This is a genomic window from Rhodoferax sp. BAB1, assembly GCF_013334205.1.
Lineage (GTDB): Bacteria > Pseudomonadota > Gammaproteobacteria > Burkholderiales > Burkholderiaceae_C > Hylemonella.
On record NZ_CP054424.1, the window covers coordinates 2,300,968 to 2,327,839 of the forward strand.

Annotated in this window: 1 protein-coding gene; it reads right to left on the bottom strand. The window is 68.4% G+C overall.

The window, feature by feature from the left end:
* The gene (locus tag HTY51_RS11065; protein ID WP_174252796.1) at positions 1-26,817 is read right to left on the bottom strand and encodes an LEPR-XLL domain-containing protein; all 26,817 of its coding nucleotides are present in this window, start codon (positions 26,815-26,817) and stop codon (positions 1-3) included.
* Between the last annotated feature and the right edge of the window lie 55 nt (positions 26,818-26,872).

Below are 26,872 nucleotides of genomic sequence, written 5' to 3' on the forward strand. Positions count from 1 at the left end.
CTAGAAAACAGATACCGGGTGATCGAGTTCGACGTCGGCCTCGGGCGTGACATCGAGCTGGATGCGCATCTTGGCGTTCGGGTTGCGCTCGGCCTCGTTGCGCGCGAGGTGGTTCACGAAATCGGTCTGCCAGCTGCTGCCGCTTGCCGCGGTCTTGCCGGTGGTCTTCTGGCCCGTGCCCAGGCTGCTCCAGTCGATGCTGGGCATGACCAGGCCCGGTACCGGCGGTGCCGTCCAGTTGCTGGTGGAGGCCGTGGAGTCCATGCCGGCCAGTATGGTGGAAAGCGACACCCAAGGCAAGGGCGGCGCCACCGGCTGCGGCATGCTGGGCGTGGCCGTGCGCAGGCCGGCGGCCAGGGTGTCGGCCATCAAACCGCCATCGCTGTGCTCGAAGCCCAGGGTGTGGCCGATTTCGTGCTGCAGCACGCTGTACAGGTCCATGTTGCCGGCCGCCGCGCCGCCGCGGGCGATCAGCACCCCGCCCTCGTTGCGGAACTCGCGATCGTCACCCGGGGTGCGGTCCACGAACCAGCCGTGGCCGGCCGCGTCGATGTCGACCAGGATGTTGCCGCCGGCCTGGGTTTCGGCCAGGGCCAGTTCCGGCAGGTCGGCGATCGAGAAGCGGATGCCGTCCAGCAGGGCCAGGCGTTCATCGCCCGGGGCCAGGGTGCGCTTCCAGGCATCGACCGCCGCCGCCGTCAGCGAGGACAGCTGCTCCTGCGTCAGCGTCACGGTGCCGTCGGACAGCGGGGCCGCCACATCGGCCTGCAGGTAGTCGGCAGCGGCACGGAAGGCCGTGTCGTTGCTGCGCACGGTGACGTAGTCGAAGCTGCCCGTGCCGTCCTTCGCATAGAGGCCGACCTGGCCGTGCATGGCCACCTGGTCGTAGGCATGGCCCAGCACGTCGTCGCCGTTGAGGTAGACCTTGACCAGGGGGCCCTGCAGTTCGATGCCCAGGTTGTAGTCATAACCGGCGTAGATCTTCCGCGAGGCCGAGGCGTCGATCACCCAGCCCTCGGCTGCGGTGTAGTGACCGATGCGCACCTGGTCGGCGACGGCATCGATCTCCACGAAGCGGTAGTAGTCGGGGCTGTAGTAGTCGAAGATGAAACCGCCCTGGCCCTGCACCTTGATCCTGGTGGAAAGCTCCAGCACCGACATGGACTGGTTGCTGTTGAGGCCCAGGTCCATGAGGTTCAGGGCCAGACCACCGGCCACGGGCGTGGTGACGTAACGGCCGGAGCTGATGCTCCAGGTCCCGGTGCGGTCCCCGGTGAAGAGGTTGGCCACGCCGTCGCTGAAGGTCTCGGTGTGCTGGAAGGTCAGGCCGGGCGGGCAGTCGAACTCGATGAAGTCGAAGGTGCCGTGGTGCGAGTGGGCACCGCGGTCGATCACCGTGTTGCCGAAGGGCGCGCTGGGCAGGGCCAGGTTGAGGAAGGCGCCGTCCCAGTTGGTCATGGAGGCGGCCACCAGTTCGCGCAGTTCGTACGAACTGGTGTCACCGGAGTAGAGCTTGTTGCGCTCCCGCCGGTCGCTGCCGCCGTCCAGGTCGTCGGAGTCGTGGCCGCCGATCAGCCAGTCGTCGCCCTTCTCGCCGTAGAGGTCGTCGTCACCGCGCTGGCCGAAGACGATGTCGTTGCCGTCGCCGGCCCAGATCTCGTCCTCGTACAGCTCGCTGTCGTGGTGGTGATGGTGGTGGTGATGGTCGTCGTCATGGTGGTGATCCCACCAGCCCTGGCCGTCATGGTGGCCGTGGCCATGCTCGTGGTGGTCGCCGCCGAACCAGTAGCCGGTCTCGTCGGTCAGGGCCGAGAGGCGGGCCAGGGCGTCGCCGGCGTGGTCCTTGGCGTGGGCGTATTCGTAGCTGCTCAGGCCCCAGCTGCGCACCACATCCGGCGTGACGAGTGCCAGGTTGTCGCCCCAGATCAGGTCGGAGCCGGCACCGCCGTAGACGGTGTCGCGGCCGGTCAGGATGGCGTCCAGGCTGTGGCCCTCGTGGTCGCCATGGTGGCCGTGGTGGTCATGCCCGTATTGGCCGTGGTGATGGTTGTGGTCATCCCAGCCGTAGCTGCCGTAACCACCATAACCGCCGTAGCCACCGTAAGCGCCCCAGTCCGCCCAGTCGCGGTCCGTCCAGCCGTCCGCATGCCACCAGCTGTCGTCGTGATCATGGTCGTGGCCATGGTCATGGCCGTGGTAATGGTGGTGGTGACCATGGTGGTGATGGTGCTGGTAGGGCTGCTCCACCGCCGGGATCAGCAGCACCTGCGGAGCGCGGTAGACGAAGGCGTCGCCGACCACGAGGTCGTTGCCGTCACCGCCGAAGATGGTGTCGTTGCCGGTCAGCAGTTCGTCCACATGGCCCTGCAGCTTCTGGTAGGTCTTCCAGCCGCTTTGCACCGTGATGACAACGTCGCGCTGGTGGTGTTCCAGCGCCACCAGGTCGGTGATGCCGTGGGCGATCTCGTCGCCGGCCCAGGTGCTGCCATCGATGAACTGTTCGAACTCGTCGGCCAGGTCGGTGGGCACGGCGAAGGCCGGGGTCATGGTGACGCTGTTGTCGCCGATCAGCACGTCCTGGCCGGCATCACCGCGCAGGGTGTCGTTGCCGAAGGCGTAGGTGGCGTCGATCACCGTGTTCCAGTAACCGTCACGGTCCCAGTGGTCGTTCCAGTTGTCGTGCCAGTTGCTGCCCCAGGTTCCGAAGTGGTCACACACCAGCTCGTACTGTTCGTGCACGAGGTCGGAGAAGTCGTCCGACACGTCGAGCAGGCGGCGCGTCAGGTACTCGGCCTCGGCCATGGTGTCGGCGTCGAAGACCACGGTGCGGGCCACGCTGATCAGGTCGTCGCCCACTACGGTGTCGTCGCCGGCACCGCCCGCCACGGTGTCGTTGCCCGAGAGCAGGTCGGCATGGTGGGCCCAGTCGGTGACCACGGAGGCGTAGGCGGCCAGCGAGCCACCGTCGGCCAGGTTCAGGTGGTCCGCACCCGGCAGCGGGCCGTAGCCGAAGATCTGCGGCAGCAACTGCACCGAGGCGTTGAGCTCGCGGCCCGGTACCACGGACATCATGGGGATGACCTTGGTGCCCAGCGGGCCCAGGTCTATGCCCAGGGCCGCCTCGGCCGAACTCACGCCATCGACCACGTTGTTCACGACCCAGTAGCCGTGTGTGACGTTGGGCACGGCCGCCCAGTCGGCGTCGACGATGGCCTGGTCGCCGACCACGGTGTCGTCGTCGTCGCCGCCGTCGATGGTGTCGTCACCCAGGCCGCCGGAGATGAAGTCACGCCCCGCGTCGCCGGTGAGGATGTCGTTGCCGCGCTGGCCGTAGATGGCGTCGTTGCCGTCGCCGCCCGAGATGGTGTCGTTGCCGTCCTCGATCAGGTTCAGCAGCAGGGCCCGGTTCTCGGGAGTGCCGTAGCCGTTGTAGCGCTTGCTGCCGTCGGCGTTGAAGACGCCGGTGAGCAGGGTGACGTCGGCGCCCAGCAGCGCGTCCACCGTGGCCTGGCTGCCCTCGGGCATGTCGGGGCCGTTCAGGGCGATGGCGCCCGTGAGGTAGGCCATGTCGAGCAGCAGCACGTCCTTGTGCCAGCTGCCGTCGGCGTTCTCGCGCGCGCTGCCGTCGGGGTTGTAGGCACGGGTGATGATGCCCATGTCGCCCAGGATGACGTCGTGGCCGCCGTTGCCGAACAGGGTGTCGTGGCCCAGGCCGCCGATGATCTCGTCGTCGCCGAGGCCGCCCACCAGGGTGTCGTTGCCGCGCTGGCCCCAGATTTCATTGGTGCCGCCGTCGCCATACATGATGTCGTCGCCGTCGACCAGATCCAGGTCGTCGTAGCGGATCACGGTGCGCACGATGTTGCCGTAGGGCGTGCGCACCCAGTCGTCGCCCGTGGCGTTGAAGGTGCGCAGGATGTAGCCGTTGTCGCCCAGCATGGCGTCGCCGCCGTCGCCGCCGTACATGGTGTCGTCGCCATCGGCGCCGAAGGGCACGTTGGTGCCGCCGAGCATGTCGTCGTCGCCCGCGTCGCCACGCAGCAGGTCGTCGCCCTGGCCGCCGATGATGATGTCGTCACCGCCGCCGGCATGGACCACGTCGTTGCCGCCGCCGTCATTGGCACCGATGTCGATGGACAGGAAGTTGACGTTCGCCGGCAGGTTCAGGTCCACCTTGCCGTGGTCGCCGAAGATCACGTCGTCGTCGCCGGCCGGGGCCACGTCGCCGGTCTCCAGATCACGGGTGTCGAACTCGGAGTCGCCGTAGATCAGGTCGGCACCGGTGCCGCCGAAGAGCACGTCCTTGCCGATGCCGCCCACGATGACGTCGCCGCCGCCCTCGGTCGGGTCGGTGGTGGTCAGGATGCCCACGCCCACGAAGTCCAGGATGGCGTTGTCGCCGGCCACCACGTCGTCGCCCTCGTCGCCGGAGAGCCGGTCCGCACCTGCGCCGCCGATGATCCAGTCATTGCCCGTGGAGCCGAAGATGTTGTCGCTGCCGCCCACGCCGGGTTGTTCGCTCTCCAGGCGCACGTACACCCCGAGTACCGCCGTCACCCGGCCGTGGTCGCCCAGCAGCACGTCGCTGCCTGCGTCGCCGGTGATGATGTCGTCACCCGCGCCGCCCAGGATCAGGTCCTCGCCGTCGCTGCCGTAGAGGAAGTCGCCCGCGCCGCCGTCGTCCGGGTCGTTGGTGTAGGCCAGGTCCAGGGTGGTGAGGTCGGCGTCGACATGGAAGTCGAGCACGCCGTGGTCACCCAGGATCAGGTCATTGCCCGTGCTGCCGTAGATCAGGTCGCTGCCGTTGCCGCCCAGGATGCGGTCATTGCCGGTGTCGCCGTGGATGATGTCGGCCGCGCCGTTGTCCGGCTCGGTGGTGCGCACCACCGTGACGGCCTCGTTGTCCTTGGTCGCGACGCGCTGGGTGCCGGGCACGAGGTCGAACTGGCCATGGTCGCCGAGGATGAGGTCGTCGCCCTCGCCGCCGAAGATCTGGTCGCTGCCGGCCAGCAGGTCGTCACGGTTGGGATGGACGCTGGTGTTGGCGTTCACCACGATGACGTCGGGCTTGGCGCCGTCGACCCCCGTCGAACCGTAGAAGAGGTTGATGCCGGAATCGCCGTAGATGTGGTCGATGCCGCCCAGGCCGTGGATGATGTCCTCACCCGAGCCGCCCAGCAGGTGGTCGCCCTGGGCACTGCCGTAGATGGTGTCCTGGCCGATGCCGCCGTAGATCGTGACACTCTGGCCGGAGGCCGAGGCGTCGATCAGGTCGTTGCCCGCGTGATCAAAACGGATGCCGTGGGTCGAGGCCACACCGGACTCGCCGCTGTAGCGCAGGCCGTCCTGTGTGGTGTCGCCCAGCAGCACCAGGGGCGAGCGGCTGTGGGTGGCAATCAGGGTGTCGCCGGCCGTGGCGGAAGTGTTGCCGCCGCCATGGATGACGGTGATGCCGCCGTGGGCCGCAGTGGTGGACAGGGTGTCGGTCACGGTGAAGTGGTCGTCGCCCTGGCCCAGCAGTACCTCGGCCACCTCGACGTTGCGGTAGGTGATGCCGCCGGCAAAGGTCTTGCCGCCGGGGAAGGCCTCTTCACCGAAGGAGACCGAGCCCGCCAGGCCCAGGCCCGAGATATTGGTGCTGGGCACGCCGTTCTCGTCGTACCAGGAACCGGCGGCCATGAGGCCGGTGTCGTTGGAGACGCTGGAGTCGTTGTGCAGGACCAGGGTGTCGATCAGGGTGTTCTCGTCCACCGTGATCACGGCGCTGGGCAGGGGCACATCGGTCTCGTCCGGCAGCATGATGGCCGTCTTGACCGAGCGGTCGGCCGCGGCATCGACCGAGCCTTCGATGAAAAGCGGGCCGGCGATGGCGCCACCCAGCACGTGCGGCTGGACCGGGAAGGTCTTGAGCGGCTGCGCCGGCATGGGCGGCTGGGGTTCGACGGCGCTGACCGTGACGGTCTGCGCGATCCACCAGTTGTCGGGCGTGAAGGTCAGCTCGATGGGGTTGGCGAGCGTCAGGTCGTCCGGCAGCACGGTGATGACCACGTCCTGCGTGGGGGCCTGGGTCAGGCGCACGGTGTAGCTGTCGGAGGCGGCCTCGTCGGCCGGGGTGTCCAGGTCGTCGGTCACCACACGGGTGCTGCCGCCGCTCTGGTCCAGCAGCACACCGGCGCTGTCGTTGTCCACGACCTGCACCTGGAAGCTGGCCGCACCGTAACCCGCGGCCGTGTGGCTGATGGAGGACAGCAGGCTGTTCTCGATGGCCGCGTCGTCCACGGCCGTCACCGTCATCAGCACCGGCAGGTTCCAGTTGCCGGCGTCGAAGGTGAGGGTCTGGTCGGCAGCGTTGTAGCGTGCATCGGCACTGGCCACGGTGACCTGGCCGTCGGTGGCCACCGCCACGATGACCGTGCCCGAGACCACCGGTGCGCCCAGTTGCACGGTATAGCTGTCGCTGATGCCGGTGGTGGCGTCGCCTTCGAGCACACGCTCGACAGGGCCGCTGCCGGTGATGACGACCTCGGGCTTGTCGTTGTCCAGCACCGTCACGCGCACGTTCTGGATGGCCACGTGGTTGAAGGTGGCATCCGCGCTCTGCGCGCTGTGGCTGATGGCGTAGACGCGCTCGCCTTCCTGCCGGCCGTCGTCCATGGCCTGGACGTAGATGGTGCGGGCCGCGGTGTCGTTGACGGTCAGCGTGAGGTAGCGGCTGAAGTTCACGCCGTCGGTGGAGACCAGCACCGAGTCGCCGGCCGGGCTGCCGTCTTCCTCTTCCTGCGTGCTGCGGCCGGCCGAGACATTGAGGTAGACCGGACCGCCCACGGGCGCGGTGGCCAGCTGCAGGGTGTAGCTGTCGATGGTGGCGCCCTGTTCGTTGACCTGGGTACTGCCCGCGCTCTGGGTCACGAGCACCTGGCCGGTGGCCGGGCCGGCCACGGTGGTGCTGATGCCCGCGGCCAGCAGGCCGTCGTAGGCCGGGTCGGTGGAGGTCACGGCGTGGTTGATCACACCGCTGCGGCCTTCGAGGTCCAGGCTGACGATGGGTTCGGTCACGTCGCCGGCCACGTCGAAGGTGTCCGAGCCCTTGCCGCCGATGATGGTGGTGACCACGCCGGCCCGGGTGCTGCGGATGAAGAAGTGGTCGTCACCCTCGAGGCCATCGACGTCGATGGCCTCCATATTGTCGTAGCGCACGTTCAGGCCGGCGCCGTAGACGGCCTCGTCGGTGATGACGAAGTCGTCGCCGAACTCGGTACCGATCACGACCACCTTGTCGAAGCCGGCGCCGCCGTCCAGGTCCACCGGGGCGTTGATGTTGTACATCACGGTGTCGGTGCCCTCGCCGCCGATGGCCTGGTTCAGGGCCTCGGTGGAAAGCTTGTTGTTGTCACTCACCAGGGCGAAGGCACGCACGATGAAGACGTCGTTGCCGTCATTGCCCTCCAGCCGGGTCTCGGCCTTGTTGCTGTAGACGGTGAACTGGTCGTTGCCGGTGCCGCCATAGGCCGTGAGCGCGAAGCTGGCGCCGCGGCTGAGGAAACCGGCCGTGGTCGCTATGGTGCTGAAGTCGTCGCCAGCGGCCACCGTGCCGGGCGCCGGCATGGAAACCCGCGCGGCGCCGTACATCTGGCCGATCTGCACCTCGTCGTTGCCGGCGCCGGCGTCCAGCGTGGTCAGCGCGGCGTTGTCGTCCACGGCGAAGTAGTCGTCACCGCCGAAGCTGCGCACGATCAGGCGGGAATTGATGTTCTCGTCGTAGTTGATGCGCTCGACCTGTGCATGGGTCTGGTCGCGCACCTCGTCCAGCGTGCCGCGCATCAGGGCCACGAAGGCCGGCGTATTGGCGGCGATGGGCTCGGACGCGCCTTCGGTGATGGCGGCCACCCGGCGCAGCAGGAAGACGTCAGCCTGTTCGCTGCCCTCGATCTCCAGGGTGTCCAGGCCGTCGTTCTTGGCACCCGAGTCGAGCACGTTGACGATGTAGTCCTGCGCATTGGCGCTGCCGTGGGTGTAGACCAGGTAGCGGTCGGTGCCGCCGCGGCCGTCCAGGTCCACGGCGTCGCGCACCAGGGCGCCGACGCCGTCGTCGATGCGGTCGCGCTCGGCCGTCATGCTGGGCAGGCGATCGAGGATGAAGAGGTCGTCGCCGCCGGCCAGGCCGTCGGTGTCGCCCAGCACGCGCACATGGCCGAGCAGGCTTTCGACACGCAGCTCGATGGTGTCGCCCTGGCGTTCACCCGCGATTTCGATCTCGTTGGATGCCAGTGCACCTTCGAGCAGGATGGTGGTGCCCGCGGCGTCGACATTGCCCGTGTCGCCGCTGTCGCCATGGATCACGAGGTGGCGGCCCGAGCGGATGACGCTGCCCACGGCGGCGTGCACGTTGTCGCCGGCCTGCAGCAGAATGTCGCCTTCACCGCCGGCCGTGGACAGGGCCTCGATCAGGGCAGCGCTGTCCAGCACCAGGTTGTTCCCGGCCGCGCCGCTGTCACGCACGCTGAGGATGACGTTGCCCGCCGTGGCCTGGACCTGGCCCACGTAGAGTGGGCCGCTGGTCTCGGTGACGTTGATGTTGCGCTGCGCCTGGGCGTGCAGGTGGCCCTGCACCGGGTTGGAGGAGTCGATCTCCAGCGCATTGCCCTGGGTGCCGATGCTCTGCAGGTCGGCGATCAGGATGATGTTGGCGCCCGTGACGTTGTTGGCCAGCGCGCCGTTGGCGTCCAGGATGGAGCCCTTGAGCGCGCGCAGGGTCACGTCGTCGGTCTCGCCGGTGACCTCGTTGATGCGCATGTCGCCGTCGTCGCCCTGCGTGCCTTCGGTCTCGATCAGGAAGACCCGGCCCTGGGCCAGCACGGTGATGGTGCCGGCCACGCCGTTGTAGGAGCTGTCGATGTCCAGCGGGTTGAGGTCGGTACCGGTGCTGCCCCCCTCGGCCAGCAGGACCACGTTGCGAGCCTCGATGTCGGCGGCCGTGTCGTCGGCATGGTCGATGACGGACTCCCGGCTCGTCAGATGCACGGTGCCGTTGCGTGCGGCGATCAGGCCGATGCGCAGGTTGGTCGGGCTGTTCAGAAAGACGCTGCCGCCTGCCACGCCGGAAATCTCGCCTGCGATCTCCACGTCGAGGAAGTGCGCCGCATCGGCGCCGATGTTCAGGCCCGCACTCAGGTACAGGCTGGCGGCCTCGATATTGACCTCGGGGGCCCCATCGTCGCTGAAGGCATCCAGGATGGAGCCGCCGGCGATCAGGCTCGCATGGTCGGCGGCAAGCACGGTCTCGACCGTCAGGTTGCCCAGTTCGGTCTCGATGTAGACCGAGTCACCGCTGGACGCGGCGTTGTCCACGTAGAGCCCCGTGGCGCCCATCTGCTGGATATTGATCTCGCCCGGCGCGAAGGCATAGAGCCGGCTGCTGCCGCCCATCTCGATGCGCAGCGCCTCACCCGGCATCTCGCCGCCGATGCGCCCGCCGCTGGTCAGCGACAGATTGCCCACGCCCACGATGACGGGATCCGTCGGGCCGACCGTGCCGGCATCACGGATCAGGTCGCCCGCGCGCAGGTAGATGTCGCCCGCGGCGTCGATGCGGTGCAGGATCAGGGTCTCGGTGGCGTCCAGCGCCACATCGCCGTCGCTGTAGCCCGTCACGCCGGCTTCGCCGCTTTCCACGTCGATGTCGTCGCGCAGCTGGAAGGCCACGCGCTCGACCGCGTTCTTGTTGCTCACGAGCTGGCCATGGACCAGGTCATCGCCGCTGGTGTCCGTGGTGGCACGCGGCTGCACCTTCTCCCAGCGGTTGGCATTGCCGAAGTTTTCGGTGGCCAGGTTGAGCTGGCCCCCAGCACCCTGGTACTGGTAGAGGCCATAACGTCCGTCGTTGAACTCGACCAGCACGTAACCGTCATGCGCGATGTTGCGCAGGATGGGCGAGGTCTTGCTGGCCCCTGTGGCCGTGTAGCTGACCTTCTCCCAGCGGCTGTTGTCGCTGAAATCCTGCTCGTGCAGGTCGTCGTTGTCCTCTCCGCCATCGGGGATCGGACCCGTCGCGCCGACATAACGGTAGAGGGCGTGCTGCACACCGTAGACGTCGGAAACACCCGAGGTGGAGAGCAGGCTCTTGTCCTGGGCGTTCAGGCTGTCGAAGCCGCCGCTCAGATCGATGATGCGTGGCGCCTGGCTGCGGCCGATGGCACCGCCATTGGCGTCCAGGTAGATGCTGGCGCCCTTGACGTTCAGGTTCTCCGCCGCCGTCTGCGTGGGTGTCGTGCCCAGGAACTCGGCGTGCGGGTAGAGATAGCTGTACAGGCCCGGCGCGACCGAGTAGTTCAGGGACTCGGGCGTGACGCCGAACTTCAGGGCCAGCGCATCGAGCTGCAGCTGGTTCAGGCCCAGGCCGATGGCCTTGGGCTTGACCAGCTCGACATTGGCATCGACGATGGATCCGTTCACCGTCGCCAGCCGTGCCGCGCCCGTGGCCAGCACCGAGATGCCGCCGACCTGGCCGGACTTGAGCAGCTTGAGGTCGCCCGCCGTCTCCACGATGTTCACATCGCCGCCCGAGACCGCCGTCAGGCCGCCGGTGCCCAGGATGTTGCTGTTCACGCGCAGGGCCGAGCCGCCCTGGCCCGTGATGCTGCCCTGGGTGGACGTCAGGTCGACGCGGTTGCCCTGGATCAGCGCGTCGCCGTCCACGCCGCTGATGCCGTCGCGCGCCGTGATGGTCACGTCGCCGCCCGTGCTGATGATCTGGTCCACCACCAGGCTGGCGGTGGCGCCGCTGAGCACCACGGTGATGTCGATGTCGCCGCCGGCCGTCACGCTGACCGGCACGCTGCTGCCGCCGTCGACCAGCAGCATGACGTCGCCCGCCGCGCTGACGTTGGGCGCATCGTTGTAGACCATGTTCTCCGTGCTGCCCTGCACCGAGCCCTGGCTCGAACCCAGGGTCACCTGGCCGCCGGCCGCCACCCTGATGTCGCCCTTGACCAGCAGGTCCTTCTTGCTGGTGATGCTGATGGTGGAGCTGTCGTTGCCCACGAAGCCGATGCCGATGTCGTAGTCGGCCTTGAGGCTGTGGGTGTAGTAGTCCTTCAGGCCGATGATCTCGTCCTCGATGTGCGTGATGGTCTTGGTCTCCAGCCAGCCGCCGCCGCTCACCTGGTCGGGCGAATACACAACGCGCTCGTAATTGGCGAAGGCGCTGTTGTGGGTGGCCAGGGCCTCTGCAGGCGTGCCCATGTCCTCCCAGCGGTCGGTGTCGGCATAGTTCTCCTGGGCCAGGATCACGTCACCATCGAACCTCGCACGGTAGGTATGGCCGGCGGTGCCACCCATGCCGGTGCCCGGCAGCAGGTAGATCGTGGTGATGCCGTTTTCGATGATGACACCGGAATCCTGCACCTGCACGAAGCGCGCGCTGTAGGCGGAGCCCGCGCTGCCGGCCGGCGAATCCCCTGTACCGCTGACGGCCAGCGCCTCGGATTCGAGCAGGGGCAAACCGGTCCTGTATTCGGGCGTACCCACCGTATGGGTCACGTCGTCCGACACCAGCCAGTCCTCGAAATCCGTCAGGTCGCCGAACAGGTTGAAGGAATTGGTCTGGAAGGTGTGCTTGACCGTCACCGTGCTTTCATGCCCGTCGACCCAGACATACTGCAGGCCGGGGCGCGTATTGAACACCGTGCTCGTGCCGGCATGGTCGATGTTGCCGCCGATCTGCGTGTAGACGATGCGCGAGAAGCCCTCGGTGTCCGAGACCCCGGTGTCCGTGGGCTCCTGCAGCACGCCGTCGTAACGACGCTCGACGATCTGGCCGCCGCTGTAGGTGTATTCGAACTTGGCCGCCTGCACCCCGTCGATGCGCGCGGTGTCGATCAGGGTGATCTTGCCCACGCGGTCCTTGCTGGTGTCGATGCGGTTGGTGATGAGCTTGTAGTTGCTGTTGTTGACGATGTTCACGCTGGCGTGGCCATGGGCCGCCTTGACCTGGCCGTTGCCCGTGCTCAGGATCTGGCCCGCCAGGATCACGCGCCCGCCCTCGGGCACGATGTCCTCCACCACGATGGCCTGCTTGGCGTAGTCGAAATAGGCCTTGACCGGGATGCGCTCGTCGCCGAAGTTCACCCCCGCCACGGCATCGCCCTCGCTGTTGATCAGCTGCCCGTTGTTCGACCAGATCGAATAGGCATAGGGGTTGAAGCTGGCATCGATTTCCAGTTCGACAGTCTGCGCGCCGCTCTGGATCAGGCCGTTGATGTTGAGGAAACGCGCCGTCACGGCAATGGTGCCCTGGGCCAGGATGGCCGCGTCGGGCGTGTTGATCTGGTCCAGCAGGGATTGCATGCCCCCCGCACCGCTGACATCGACGTTGGCGGCATTGGCGTCGGAATAGAAGTTGTCCGGATCGGTGCGGGGCCGATTGAACATGAAGGCCTTGTCGATGAAATACGTACGCGGGTCGCGCCCGGTATGGAACCAGCCGTCGCTGTTGAGCGTGAAGTCCTTGGCGGCGTTGATGTTGATGGTCTGGCCGCGGATCTCGCCCGAGACGGTGATGCTGCCGTCGTCGTTGAGGATGTTGATGGTGCCGCTCTCGTTGATGATGTCACCGACGATGTAGAGGTCCTGGTCGTAGCTCGGGATGGTCGTGCTGATGTTGTAGTAGGCGCTGGCGTCCGCCGTGGACACCGAGGCCGAGTTCTGCGTGATGCTGATCACGGGCGCAGCGGCGGCGCCGGGCGCGGCCCCCTGGGCCACGTTGTTCAGGTAGACCCGGCCGGGCGTGAGCACCACCAGCTCGTTGTTCGCGTTGATGGCCACGCGGCTGGAATCCTGGATCACCGCGTCGCCCACCGACATCAGGAAGGGCGTGCTGTTGAAGATCTCGATCTTCGCCCCGGCGCGCGCCTTGACGTCACTGAGATCGGGCGTGTTGTCGGCATCGATGAAGACCGAGCCCGGTGCTGCATAGATGTTCGGCATCTCGACGAAGATCAGGTCCAGCGAACCCTTGATGACGATCTTGCCGTCGATCACCTCGGTCAGGCCCAGTTCCTCCAGGGCCTCGTCGATCAGCTCCAGCTGCACCTGGTAGCGCGCCACGGCCTCGGCATTGGTGCTGTGGTTGGCGAGCCAGTCGATCACTTCCGCGCGCTGCTCCAGCAGCACGTTGACCAGGTTCTTGTAGACCAGGGACGGCGCCTCCACCTCGCGCGGCTTGATCACGAAGAACTTGTCCTGCATGGCATTGCGCAGGGCCAGGGGCAGCTGGCTCAGGTCCAGGCGGGCGTAGACATAGTCGGTGTCCACCGACAGGCTGCGCGCCAGCTTTTCCGGCTCGGTCAGCGCCGTGTCGAGTCGGCTGGCGGCCAGCTGCTCCACCCCGTCCACGAAACGCGGCAGCACCCGCACCACGGCCTGGTTATTGATGCCGGCCTCAACGCTGGCATCGGGGCCGATCTGCACCAGGTTGCTGACATCGATATCCGGGTCCTCGCTGACCGAGATGCCATAAGGCACCAGCGAGAGCGAGGTGACCTGGCCTTCCTCGAAGTAGCTGCCCAGGCCGGCGATCGCACGCAGGGTGGCATTCTTCATGGCCAGCACCTTGCTCGCGCCGTTGAGGCTGATGCGGTTGGTCTCGTCGACCACCACCTCCGAGATCGGAATACCTATCGTGGGCAGCAGGGAATAGGCCTGCACCTCCCCATTGGAGTAGCCGTTGAGCAGGTTCAACGCGCCGTTCGTATCGCGGCCGGCGTAGATGTTGACGTCCTGCCCCCGGAGGGTGGCGTCGTTGAGCTCCACCGTGTTGCGCACGTCCAGGGTGCTGTAGGCCTGTGCCGTCGACACGCCACCCAGCGCCGTGGCGATGAGCAGGTCGGCATCCGTGAACACCGCGGCGCTGGAACGCGCAGCGATGTCGACATTGCTGGCCTTGCTGAGCAGGCTGCCGTTGATCACCATCCGCGAATCGCTTTCCACCGTGGCCTGCGACACACCGGTCGAGATCGCGAAGCCTCCGTAGGACTCCACCTCCACCGAGTCGTACACCGTCACGTCGGTGAAAGTCTCCAGGCGCAGCAGGCCCGGATCGGCATGGCTGCCGTCGGCGTGCAGCACGGCGCCGGTGGCGATGTTGATGCGGGCCTCGAAGCGGTTGGCCTCCGTGCCCACCCGGGTCTCGCTCTTGAGGAAGTCCAGACCGCCCAGCGAAACCGAGGCCGAGCTCAGGCTCGTGTCGTAGTGGTTCTTGGTGAAGCTGTTGTCCGCCGCCAGCGCGATGCGCACCGCACCGATGTCGGCCCCGGCCTCCACATTGATGAGCGCATCACCCGTGACCATGGTCAGGGCCTTGGCACCGGCACCGCTGGCCAGCCCGATCGACAGCGAATCGGCCTGCACATCCGCGGCCTGCACATTGGTGGACTGCAGGTTCACCGCATAGGCGTCGATCTCGGCCGAGGCGCCGATCAGCACCTCCGTGGTCTGGGTGCTGACGCTCTCGACATCCGAGCCCAGCACGGAGATCAGGCCGCCACCCGCCGCCTGCCCTTGTGCATACAGCGTGTCCTGGCTCAGGGCACTGATGGACACCACATGCGCCTGCGTGATCTCGGCGCCGGCCTCCAGGCCCGCGCTGACCTCGGCACCTACACCCGAATTGCCCAGAGAGGCGCTGACGTCCATGCCGCCGATGGCGATCCCGCCCACCGTGGTGCCGAAGCCCCGGGCCAGGCCAGCATTGGCCGCCTGGGCGCGCACGGTCACGTCGTTGGTGGCACGCGTGGTGGAGCTGCCACCCAGGCGCGCCGCCACCGTGCCCTTCATGTCCACGACCGCGATATTGAAGCCCGCGGCGATCAGGCCGCCGGCCAGGGCGTAGGCGTCGGACCCGGCGGTGTTGGTCTGCAGGCCTTCGACCGTCAGTGAACCGGCATCGACATCGCCGTTGGAGCGCGCGAGCACAGCGCCCGCGGTCTCGGCATCGGCATAGCTGATGCCGATGCCGACCAGACCGCCAGCCAGGCCGCGCGCCACGGCGTCGGACAGGTTGATGGCCTCAGCCTGGATCAGCGCATTGCCGCTGGTATCGATCTCGCCCGTGCTGCCCAGTTCGGCTGTCACCCCGGCCGCCGCACGCGACAGCGCGATGCTGCCGGCGCCGCCAAACAGCAGGCCCGCCGAGGCCGCGTTCGATTCGGCCAACGCATCCACATCGGCGCGGCCCTTGATGTTGATGGCGCCGCCCCCCGTACTGCGCAAGCGCCCGTTGGCCGTGGCGCTGAGCTGCGGCGCGGCGTTGGCCACCGAGATGGAGGCACCGGCACCGATACCCAGCGACAGGCTGATGCCCAGCGCATCGGCCTCGGCCGTGGCCGTGCTCAAGGCCTCGACCGTGATGGCGCCGCTGGTGCGGATGTCGGCCGTGCTGCCCACACGGGCCTGGACTGAAGGATCGAAGTTGGCCACGGCCACCGCGCCGCTCAGGCTCAGACCGGCGCTCAGGCCGGCCTGGATGGCCTGCGCTTCCAGATCCGCGTCGGACTGCGCGCGCACCGTCACGCTCTGCACGGTATAACCCGGCGTCAGGTTCTGGCCCACGTCGCCGTTGATATAGGCCTCGGTCAGGCCGCCCACGTCGATCGCGGCCACCGAAACGCCCAGCGCAGCCGCTGCGCCCTGCACGCCCAGGGCCTGGGCATAGACCGTGCGGTCGGCCTTGGCCTGCACCAGCACGCCGCCGCCAGCCCGGTTGATGTTGGCGCCACTGTCGATGGCCGCCTTCTGCGTGCTGTTGTCCGTGACCACCACCACCTGGGCCCCCAGGGCCACGGCACCGCCCTGGCCACCCCAGGCCCGGGCGTCGATGTCGGTGATCAGCGTGGCCTGCACGGCCACACCATCGCTGCCGCCGGTCCCCGCCTGCACCGTGGACGATCCGATGGAAGCTTCCACCGCGCTGCCGATGTTGACGACGGCGATGCCCGCGCCGATGCCCAGGGCGCCGACCGCGGCCGTACCGGCAAAGGCGGTGAACTCGATGCGCTCGGTGGCGGTGACATTCACGCTGTCGTCCGCCACGATGCTCACGCTGTTGCCGATGCGGGCCACGGTGCCGGACTTGGCTGCGTCGCCCTCGGCATCGAGGGCGGAGGACGAGGCGGTCCCGGCCGTGCGCGCGTCGACCAGATCGGCCCCCGAGCCCGTGATCTGGGCCTGCTGGTCCTCGGTGTTGTTGACCGCCTTCAGCTTGGCTTCCTGGCTGTCGGCCGGCGGCGGGTCACCCTCGTCCTGGTCGTATTCCCGCATCGAGGAACTGAACTCGCCCGACTGGCCTTCGGCGTCGCCCGTGGCCTCGTTCATCTTGCCGCCGGACAGCGGGTCATTGGACTGGGTGCCGGCATCGCTGCCGTCCTCGTTCTTCTGCTGCACGTCGTAGCTGCTGCGCACGGCGTCGCCGATGCTCCAGACCGAGATCGAGCCCGCCAGTGACACGCCGCCCAGTGCCCCGCTGACCACCACACTCTCGATGTCGCGGTTGGCCAGCGCCGACACTTCCACATCGTGTTTGGCGCGGATCTGGGCGCCGTCCTCGATCAGGGCACGGGTGTCGTTGCGCACCACACCCACGTTGACACCGCCGGCCAGCGCGCCCACACCACCGGCCAGGCCGCCGTCGAAGGCAAAGGCCCGCAGGTCATTGAGCGCATTGACGTAGACCGACTGGTCGGCCTCGGCCGTCCCCGTCTGGTTGATGCGCGCATTGGCGCCGATGCTGGCCGTCGTGTCCGAATCCACCACCTGCACGCCCACCGCACCGGCCACGCCGATGAAACCTCCGGCGCCGGCGACCGAGAGCGCAAACAGCTTTTCCTCGGATTCGGCCTGCACGATCACGCCCTGCACACCGGCGCGCGTGAAGTCGCCGTCGGCTTCGACGGCCCCGGTGGCCACGCCGTTCACGTTGGCGCCACCCGCCAGGGCATTGACCGTGGCGTAGTCGCCGATCGAAGCCTGGGTGCTCTTGTCCATCGTGACCACCGCCACCGTGGCGCCCACGCCACCGGCACCACCGGCCACCGCGCCCGAGATGGTGAAGTGTTCGGTCACGTCGGTGGCCCGCACCAGCACATTGCCGCCGGCATTGACCTGGGCCCCCGTGGCCAGGCTGGCCGCATCGTTGCCTATCCAGGCCTGGGTGTCGGACTGGAGCACCACGACCGAGAAGGGTGCGCTGACCCCCACGAAACCGCCCGCCGCCGCAAAGGCGAAGGACTGCACATCCTGGTGGTTGTCCGCAGTGACCGCCACGCTGTCGGCGGCATTCACGTGCGCGCCGTCGTCGATGAAGGCCCTGGTCGTCGCCGAGGTCACCGTCACATCGGCATTCGCGGCCACGCCCACCGCACCCACACCGATCGAGCCCACGAGACCCATCTGGTGGTAGTCATTGGCAGCCGAAACCAGCACATCCTGGCCGGCATGCGCACCGGTGTTGTCCTCGTTGATGCGCGCACCGCTGGCGATGTAGGCACTGGTCTGGCTTGCGTTGACGCTGACCACGCCGCCCACGGCCACCCCCACCGTGCCACCCGCCACCGAGATGCCCAGGGATTCGACGCTGTCCTTGTTGGTGGCCGTCACGGCCAGGCCGCGCACGCTGCCCGTGGCCACCTCGCGCTGGCGGTCCTTGAGGATGTTGCCGCTCGGGGCATCGTTGCTCGACTCTTCCGAGGGATCGCCCAGATCGCTGATCAGGTCCGAGGGCGGCGCCAGGTCGATGCCGTCGACCGGGATCACCTGCAGGACCACGGGGTCCCCCTCGTCATCGAGTACCACATCGCCGTCCTCATCGCGCTCGTAGATCACGCGCACGAGCTGGCCGTTTTCGTCCACCTGGACCGAACTCAGATCGCTGTTCTCGGAGTCGACGTTGTTGAGGAACTGGGCGGTCCCGAAAGTCCCCAGGCTGGCCGTCGTGCCACTGGCCCCCTGACCCAGGGCCGTAACCTCGGCGTTGGCGCCGACATAGGCTTCGGTCACCTTGCTGACAGCCGTCACGGCCGCGGCCGCGCCCACACCCACGGTTCCCCCCACACCCACCGCACCGGCGATCAGGTCGATCTCGGTGTCGGAAGCCGCATCGATGATGACGTTGCCGTCCGCGTGCACCTGGGCCACACCCGAAGTGAGCGAGCCCGTGTCGTCGCCGATCCAGGCGCGTGTGGTCGGGTTGACCACCAGCACGCCGGCCGATCCGGCCACGCCCACCGTGCCGCCCACGGCACCGGCAGCCGCAGCGCCGATCAGGCCTTCGCTGGACGCGGCGCGCACGCGCACATCACCCGTGGCCGTCACCTCCGAGCCGCCGATGTAGGCGTCGGTGGTCTTGTTCAGCAAGAGCACCTCCGCACCCACGCCTATCCCCGCCGTGCCGCCCACGGCCACCGTACCGCCGATGCCGATCAGGCTGGTGCTCGACTGGGCCAGCAGGCCCACATCGTTGGCCTCGACGTCTGCGCCATCGCGGATGGCCGCGCGTGTGGTCTCGTTCAGCACCTGCACCGGTGCCGAGCCCGCCACGCCCACCGTGGAGCCCACGCCGCCTGCCGCCACCACGGTCAACAGGCTTTCACTGGACGTCGCCTCCAGGTTCACATCGCCTGTGGCGGTCACGCTGGCATCGCCACCGATCAGGGCTTCGACCGTGTCGTTGTGGACCAGGGTGGTGTTGGCCGCGCCCACACCTGCCGAGCTGGTGCCCACGCCCACGCTGCCGGCCAGGAGCACAAAACCCGCCGTGCCCGCGGCGCTGACGTCCACGTCACCACCGGCCTGCACGCTGGCAGCGCCAGGCGCCCCGTCGTCGCCGATGGCCGCGCGTGTGGTGGTGGTCACGCTGTAGATGCCGGCCGACAGGGCCACGGCAAAACCGCCGACCCCGGCATTGGCCGCAGCCGAGAAGATGTCCTCGTCGCTCCTGGCCTGCACACGCAGGTCGTCACGGACCTTGAGTTCGCTGTCATCGGCCATGTAGGCACGGGTGGTCTTGTGGATCACACCAAGGTCGATGCCGGCGCCGATGCCGCCGGTGCCGCCGTACTGGGCACCGCCGGCGATGGAGAAGACGTCGGTCGCATCGCTGGCACGCAGCAGCGCGTCCTGGCTGCTGTGCGCGCCCGTGTTGTCGCTGTTGACCGAGACGCCCTCGCCCAGCCAGGCCTCGGTGGTCTCGTGCAGCACATTGACCGCGACCGAGCCGCCGATGCCGAAGGAGGAACCGCCCGAGAAACCGACGACGACGGTCTGGACATCTTCGAAGGACGTTGCCGTCACGGCCAGGCCGCGCGCGGCCTCGGTGGTGCGGTCGCCATCGTTGTCGCGTTCACCGGTCTGCACGGCATGGGTGCCGTCGTTGCCGCGCGCCGTGATCTGGGCGCCGTTGCCTATCCAGGCCTGGACCGTATCCTCATGGACGAAGACGATGGTCGACAGGCCGAAGGCCGAACCGCCACCGCCCACCGAGATATTGCCCGCCACGCCCAGCAGTTCCGTGTCGCCGGCCGCCTGCACGATGACGTTGCCATCGGCATCGACCCCCGCGTTGTCGCCGATGGAGGCATAGGTGTGGTTCACGTCCACGATGATGGACACCGCACCGCCGATGCCCGAGCCGCTGCCGCTCAGCGCCACGTTGGCCGTGACCGAGAGCTGTTCCTGGTCAGAGTAGGCTTCCACGACCACGCTGCCACCGGCATCCACATCGGCGCCACCGCCGACATGGGCCTTGCTGTCCAGCGTGAGCACCTGCACGTCGATGGCCGCACCGACGCCGGTGCCCTGCAGGCTGGCCGACAGCGCGCCGGCGATGTCCAGCACATTCTGCGTGGCCTCGGAACGCACGGCCACGTCCTGCGCCGTCGTGGCCGTGTACAGGCCACGCTGGTTGATCTGGGCGTCATTCGCCACTGCGGCCTCGGTGTGCGTGACATACACCCCCACCACGAAGGAACCCGCCACGGCCGTGCCGCCCTGCGACACCGCGCCGCCGATGGCCACGCCGCTGACGTAAATATCGTCGTCCAGCAGGGGCAGGTCCAGGGCCAGTGCCCCCACCGAGCTCTCGGCCTGCACCGTGATGGCACCAGCCGCATCGGTGTCGCCGTTGCCCAGACGGGCCTGTGTGTCCTGGGTGATGACGGTCACCGAAACCGAGGCGCCCACCCCGGCGCCGCCGCTGCCGCCGATGGAGCCGGCGCCTGCGGCCGCCAGGGCCTGCGAGCCCACGTCGCTGCGCGCGAGCACGGCTATGTCGCCTGAAGACTGCAGGTCGGCACCATCGGCCACGGTGGCGTCGGTGTCGAACACGCCCACATTGACGGCAATGCCGCCGGCCACGGCGTTGCTGCTGCCGCCGCCGCTGCCTTGCGCCCCCGCGCCCGCAAGCGCCCAGGTGATGAGATCGCTAGCTTCACCCTCGGGTGTACCGGCCTCGACTGTGATGCCGTCACCCGTGACCTGGGCGTTGTCGATGCTGGCCTTGGTCTGGGAGATGACGATGTTCACGCCCACGGCCGCACCGACGGCCGTGCTGCCGCTGGACGAGCCGCCGCCACCTCCTCCGCCCCCTCCGCCCCCTCCTCCTCCACCACCGCCCTCACCTTCTTCCTCGGGCACGCTTTCTGCCACGGCCAGGCCGATGGCCTTGATGGTGGAATCGGTCTCGCCGATGGCGCGCACGGCCACGGCACCGCCGGCCTGCAGCACGGCCCCGTCGCGCACGATGGCCTGGGCGTCGATATCCAGCACGCTCACGCCGATGGCCGCACCCACCTTGATGTTGGAGGACTGGCCGGTCTGCCCTTCGCCAGCGCTGTTGGAGTTGTTCGGGTTGCTGTTGGCGTCGGTGGCCTCCTGCGAACCCTGGTTGGCCTTGCTGTTGGCGCTGGTCTGGCTGGAGTCCACACTTTGCGCGCGTGAATCACCGGAGGTCTTGCCCTTGCCGTAGTCCGTCTTCTCCGCGCTCTGCTCGTCGGCGCTCTTCTCTTCGTTCTCTTCGTCACCACCCTCGGCACCCTTGGCGCTGGCCTTGGTCTCGTTCAGGCTCTTGACGATGGCGCTGGCCTCCACCGTGGCGTCACCGCCCACGATGATGCTGCCGTCCACGCTGGCCTCGGCCGTGTCCACGGCCACGGCCACCGCAATCGCCACGCCTATGCCCACGCCCTTGCCGCCGGCCTCGCCGTCGGCGCGTGTTTCGAGCAGGTTGCTGTGGTGGGCCGCCACGGTCAGCGTGCCGCTGGCTTCCAGATCAGTGCCATCGCCCAGGCGGGCCGCCACGTCGTGGTCGGTCACGGCTATCGCCACGGCGCCGCTGATGGCGTCACCCTCGGTGGCATTGGCACCGGCCAGGGCCGCGGTAGTCAGGGTGTGGGCCGAGTCTGCGGTGACCGAGACGTTGCCGGAGGTGCCGCTGGTGTTCTCCAGCGTGGCGCCGTCCTGCACCTCGGCCAGCACGTCGCTCTCGACGATGTTGAGCGCAAACGATGCACCCACCCCCAGCGAGGTGCCACCGGCCGGGCCATTGGGGTAGGCCTTGACGTGCGAGGAGGTGGAACTGGCCGCGGCCAGGGTCACGTCCTGGTTGCCCGTCAACTCAATGGAAGCGCCGCTGAAGACCCGCGCCTCGGCGTCCAGGTTGGCCACGTTGATGGCCACCGAGCCGGCCACGCCGGTCTTGCCACCGCTGGCGCCGGACCGGGCCTGGGCCGAGAAGGAATGGGTGGCGTCGCTCAGGGTGTGCGCGTCACCCGTGCCCGCGCTGGACAGCGCCAGGGCCTTGCCCTTGAGCGCATCCTCGCGCGTGGCGGCGAGCTGGATGTTGCCGTCGCTCAGCAGGATCACGTAATAGGTGCTGTCGTCCGTCAGGCCACCCACGTTGTCGGCACCGCCCACGGCGCTACCGTAGCTGACCGCGTCGCCGGTCTGCAAATGGTGGCCATCGGCCGGCTTGAGCGTGACCACGTTGTCGGCCGGATTGAAGACGATGTCGTCGGCGAACTTCAGGAAATCGGGTTCGAGCTCGTGGCCGGTGCCGGCGCCCGCGCTGGTGAGATCGATGGCATCACCGTCACGCGCCTTGTCCTCGGTCTCGGCCAGCTGGATGCGGCCGCCTTCGCCGACGATGACGTAATAGACCGTGCCGTCGTCCAGGCCGCCGATCTCGTCGTCGGCATCGCCGCTCTCGGGGCGCTGGTAGGTCACCTTGTCGCCCGTGGACAGGCCGTGGCCGTTGCCCAGGAAGATCGTGTCCTCGTCCGTGTCGACCACGGGGTTCGACTCGGGTTCGATGGCTGTTTCACGCGATTGCGCCACGGCCCGCGCGCTGTAGCCGTCGGCCGTGACGCTGGCCGTGCCGTCCAGGTTGGCACGGTTGACGATGGTGGCCACATTGACCGAGACGGCTGCCCCCACCGAGGTGCCGCCCTCGCCCACGGTGGCACTGCCGTCGGCCGTGGCCTCGGCGTCGGTGTTGTTCTCGGCCAGCAGGCTGACCGTGCCGTCGGCACTGCTGCTGCCCGCGGTGATATCGATGCCCGCACCGATGGAGGCGTTGGAGGTGCTGTGCACCACGTTGACGGCCACCGAGCCGGCCACGCTGATCTTGGTGCCGCTGCCGCCGCCATCGCCCTCGGCGGTTTCGGCGCTGGCATCGCTGGTGTTGGCACTGCCCTTGCCGCCGGCCCCTGTGGATTTCTGATTGGCGCCGCTGGTCTGGCCGGCGACCTTCTGGTCCACGTTCTTGCCGTCTTCGCCGCTTTCCGTGTCGCCGTCCGGATCGTTGGCTTCCTCGTCGGCCGCGCCGGCCACGCTGGCCTTGGCCTTGGCACGGCTGGCCGAGGCGGTCTTGGCGCTGAAGGCCACGGCGCCGCCGGCGGCGAGGTCACGCGCGGTGCTGGCCACGGCGCTGTCGGTCAGCACATTGATGGCCAGCGAAATGCCCACGCCGGTGTCACCCGATTCGGTGTCACCCTCGGCAATCGCCTGCGAACTGCCTTCGTGGCTGGCACTCAGCGTGATGTCGTCGCTCACCGAGAGCGTGCCGCCCAGGCCGATCGAGGCCTCGGTGTCGTTGTCGCCCACCGCCACCACGATGACCGGCGTGACCGCCGTCTCGCCCTTGGCGCCGCCGGTGCCGGTGGTCATCATCTCGTTGGCGGAATCGGCTTCAAGCGTGAGGTCCACCACGCCGGTGGCGGTGACGCTGTCGCCCAGCAGGGCCTGGGTATCGGTCTCGCCCACATTGATGGCGATGGAGGCGCCCACGCCCACGCCGCTGCTGCCCTCGGCCTTGCCCGTGGACACGGCGGTATTGGACACGCGGTTCTCGGCCCGGATCGTGACGTTGCCGCTGACGATGAGGTCGGCGCCATTGGCCACGGCGGCGCGTGCATCGCTCAGGCCCACGTTGACGGCCAGGCCGCCGGCCACGCCGGTGTCACCGGCACTGGCGCCCGAGGTGGCGCTGGCCAGGAAGGTGTGGGTCTGGTCGCCGTCCACATCGGCCATCACGGCCTCGACCAGCAGCCCGCTGCTGGTGATGCTGCCATTGCCCACGGTGGCCTGGTTGTCGACCAGGCCCACATTGACCGCCACCGCGATGCCGATACCCGTGCCGTCGGCGGGCCCCATGTTCAGCTTGTGGCCCTCGCCGCTGGGCTGCTCGCTTTCCTCTTCCGGCAGTGTCAAGTCCACCCGGCCTGCGGTCTCGCTCTCGGCGGCCTCGGCGTGTTCCTTGGTGTCGTACAACGCCACCTTGTCTTCGCCGACCATGCGCACGTAATAGGTGGTCTCGCCATCGTCGTCGTCCAGGCCGCCGACGCCCGTGCCGCCGCCGTTGCTGTAGCTCACGGTGTCACCGGTCGACAGGCCGCTGGAGGCGCCGACCAGGATGGTCTCGTTCTCATAGTCCACCACACCCTCGTCGGCGGGGTTGAACTTCACCATCGGCCCCACGGTGCTGGCGTCGGCCACGGCCTGGGCGTCGGTGTTGTTCTCGGCGCGCACGCTCACGGTGCCGCTGCTGCTGATGTCCAGGCCGTCCCCGATGGCGGCGGTCGATGCGGAGTCGGCCACGGTGACGGCCACCGCACCGGCCACCTGCACCTTCTGGCTCTGGCCGTTTTCGTCGCTGGCGCCGGCATCGGCGCTGTCGGTGGAGCCGGTCTTGCCGCTGCCGCCCTTGCTGCTGGCGCGCTGGTCGGCGAAGTTGCGGTTGTCCTTCTTCTGCTTGTTGACGCCGCCTTCGTCTTCCTCGGGTGAACCTTCCTCGGGTGCGTCGTCCTGCGCGCCGCCGGCCACGCTGGCCTTGGCCTTGCTGCTGGCATTGCCCGTGGAACGCGCGGTGAAGGCCACGGCCCCGCCGGCGATCAGGTCACGCGCCGTGCTGGCGCTGACCACGTCGGTGGCGATGGTCAGGCCCAGGGAAATGCCCACCCCGGTCTCGCCCGAGGTGGTGTCGCCCGCCACCTCGGTGGCGGCCGAGCCGGCATGCGTGGCACTGACGGTGACTGCGCCGCCGAAATCGGTATCGGGCCCGGCATTTGTTCCCAGGCCGGCCAGGGTTTCGTTGCTGGCCACCGTGATGCCCAGGATGGGCGTGACCGCGGTCTCGCCCTTGGAGCCGCCGTCCACCCGCGTGTCCACCTGGTTGCGGCTGGCCGCGCTCAGCAGCAGTGCGTCGGCGCCACCCACATTGGCGTTGCTGCCGATCAGGGCGTCGGTGTCGGTGATGGACACATTGAGCGCAAAGGCCGCGCCCACGCCCGTGGTGGCGGCCTCGGCGTCCTGCTTGCCCGAAGCGGTGACCGAGGAGGCGATGAAGTTCTCGGCCTGGATGCTCACGTCACCGCCCGTCACGGTGACCGGTGTGTCGGCCTTCAGTTCGGCGGTGGCGCTGGTGACCACCACACCCAGGGCCAGGGCGCCGGCCACGCCAGTGTCGCCGCCGCTGGCGCCGGCGATGGCTTCCACGGTGTAACGACTCGTGTTGTCCTGCGCGACCAGGCGGTGGCCCGCGCCGCCGGCACCCGTGAGGTTGATGGCGTTGTCGCCGCTTTCGGCGTCTTCGGCACTGGCGTGCAGCTGGAGGCTGCCGTCCTCGCCCACGCTCACGTAATAGGTGTCGGTTTCGTTCAGGCCGCCGAGCAAGGCGCCCGCCTCACCCTGTTCATATTTGACGGCATCACCCGTCTTCAGGCCGTGGCCACCGGCCAGCAGATCGATCTTCTCGTCGCCGTCGTCCACGTCGTCCGCGGCAAAACCCAGGCTGCGCTGGCCCGCCAGCGCGTGCACGTTCAAGGCATCGGCCGTGACGCCCGCGCCACCCACCCAGGCCCGGGTGTGGACCACGTCCACGCCCACGGAGGCCGCGATGCCCACTGCGGTGGCATTGCCGCCACCGATCACGGTGGCGCTGCCGTCGGACAGGGTCTGGGCTACGCCGATGTTGCGCGCCTCGATGTCCAGCAGGCCGGTCGTGAGCACGGTACCCGTGCTGTCCACGATGGCCTCGGTGCTGTTCTCCAGCACGCCCACCGCCACGGCGGCGCCCAGCGTGAGGTCGCCACCGCTGGAAGCGGCGTCGTTGTCCTTGAGCGCCTTCTGCGATTTGTTGTTGGGCGTGTCGCCCGTGCTACCGCCATCCGTGGCGCCACCTTCGGAGGCCTGGGCCACGGCGGTCACCGTGTTCTCGGTCAGCGCCGCCACACGCAGGCTGCCGGCCTGCACGTCGGCGCTGCCGCGGATGGACGCTTCGGTGCTGCCCGTGACCACGGACAGACCCAGCGTCGCGCCCGAGCTGGCGCCACCGCCCTCGGGGGTGCCGTCGGCCATGGCGATGCCCAGGGTGCGGTTGTCGGCCACCAGTTGCAGGGCACCCGTCACGTCGAGCTGGGCGGTGCCGCCCACGCGCACGGCTGCGTCGTTGACCACCACCACGGTGACCACGGCCGCATCGGTGCTGGTGTCGCTCTTGCCGGCCAGCGCAGCCAGCGAGGCCACGGCCTGCACGTGCGAACGCGCCGTGACCGTCATGGCTGCGCCCGCGGTGATGTCGGCCCCGTCGCCGATATCGACCTCGGCCGAGGCCTCGGCGCCGATCACGGCAAACTGGAAGGCGCTGATGCCCAGGCTGTCGTTGCTCAGCGTGAGGTCGGTGATGGCGCTCAGCGTGACGTTGTGGGTGGCGTTGAGCGTGCCGTTGATGTCCAGGTCGGCGCTGGCGAAGGCCAGGAAGTCTTCGTCCAGGCCCAGGTCGGGCGGCAGGCCCGTGCCCACACGCTCGACTTCGAGTTCGATGTTCTCGGCGCTCAGGTTGACCGAGCCCGGCACGCTGATGTCGGCGTCGGTGCGCACGCAGATGCCGAAGTCGACGTCGGCCGTACCGTACAGGATGAACTGGTCGCCCAGCAAGTCCTGCCAGCCGCCGGTGAACTCGATGCTCAGCGTGTCACCGGCACCGAGCAGGGGATCGAGGTGGGTGTCGAAGCTGTTGAGGTTGAGGGTGATGCTGTCCTGCAGGCCGGCCTGCACCACGGCGCCACCCAGGGCGGCGATGCGGATGTTGGGGTCCCCAGCACTGAAGTTGGCGCTCCAGGGACTGAAGCCCAGGTTGATGCCACCGGTCTGGGTCAGTCGGATCTTGATGTCGCCGCCATCGTTGTAGGCGTCCAGGGTGTAGGCATTGCTGCCGGGCCCGGCCGCGTAGCTGATGTCGGCCGAGAGCAGCAGGCGCGGCTCGACCGCCTCCATCGAAAACGGCGCGCGTCGGGGGGACGGGCGCCGTGGGTTTCGAGGTTTGTGCGAG

What these genes read in the sequence shown, in the direction of transcription:
- HTY51_RS11065 (WP_174252796.1), bottom strand. Translation starts at nt 26,817, where the DNA reads ATGGAGGCGGTCGAGCCGCGCCTGCTGCTCTCGGCCGACATCAGCTAC.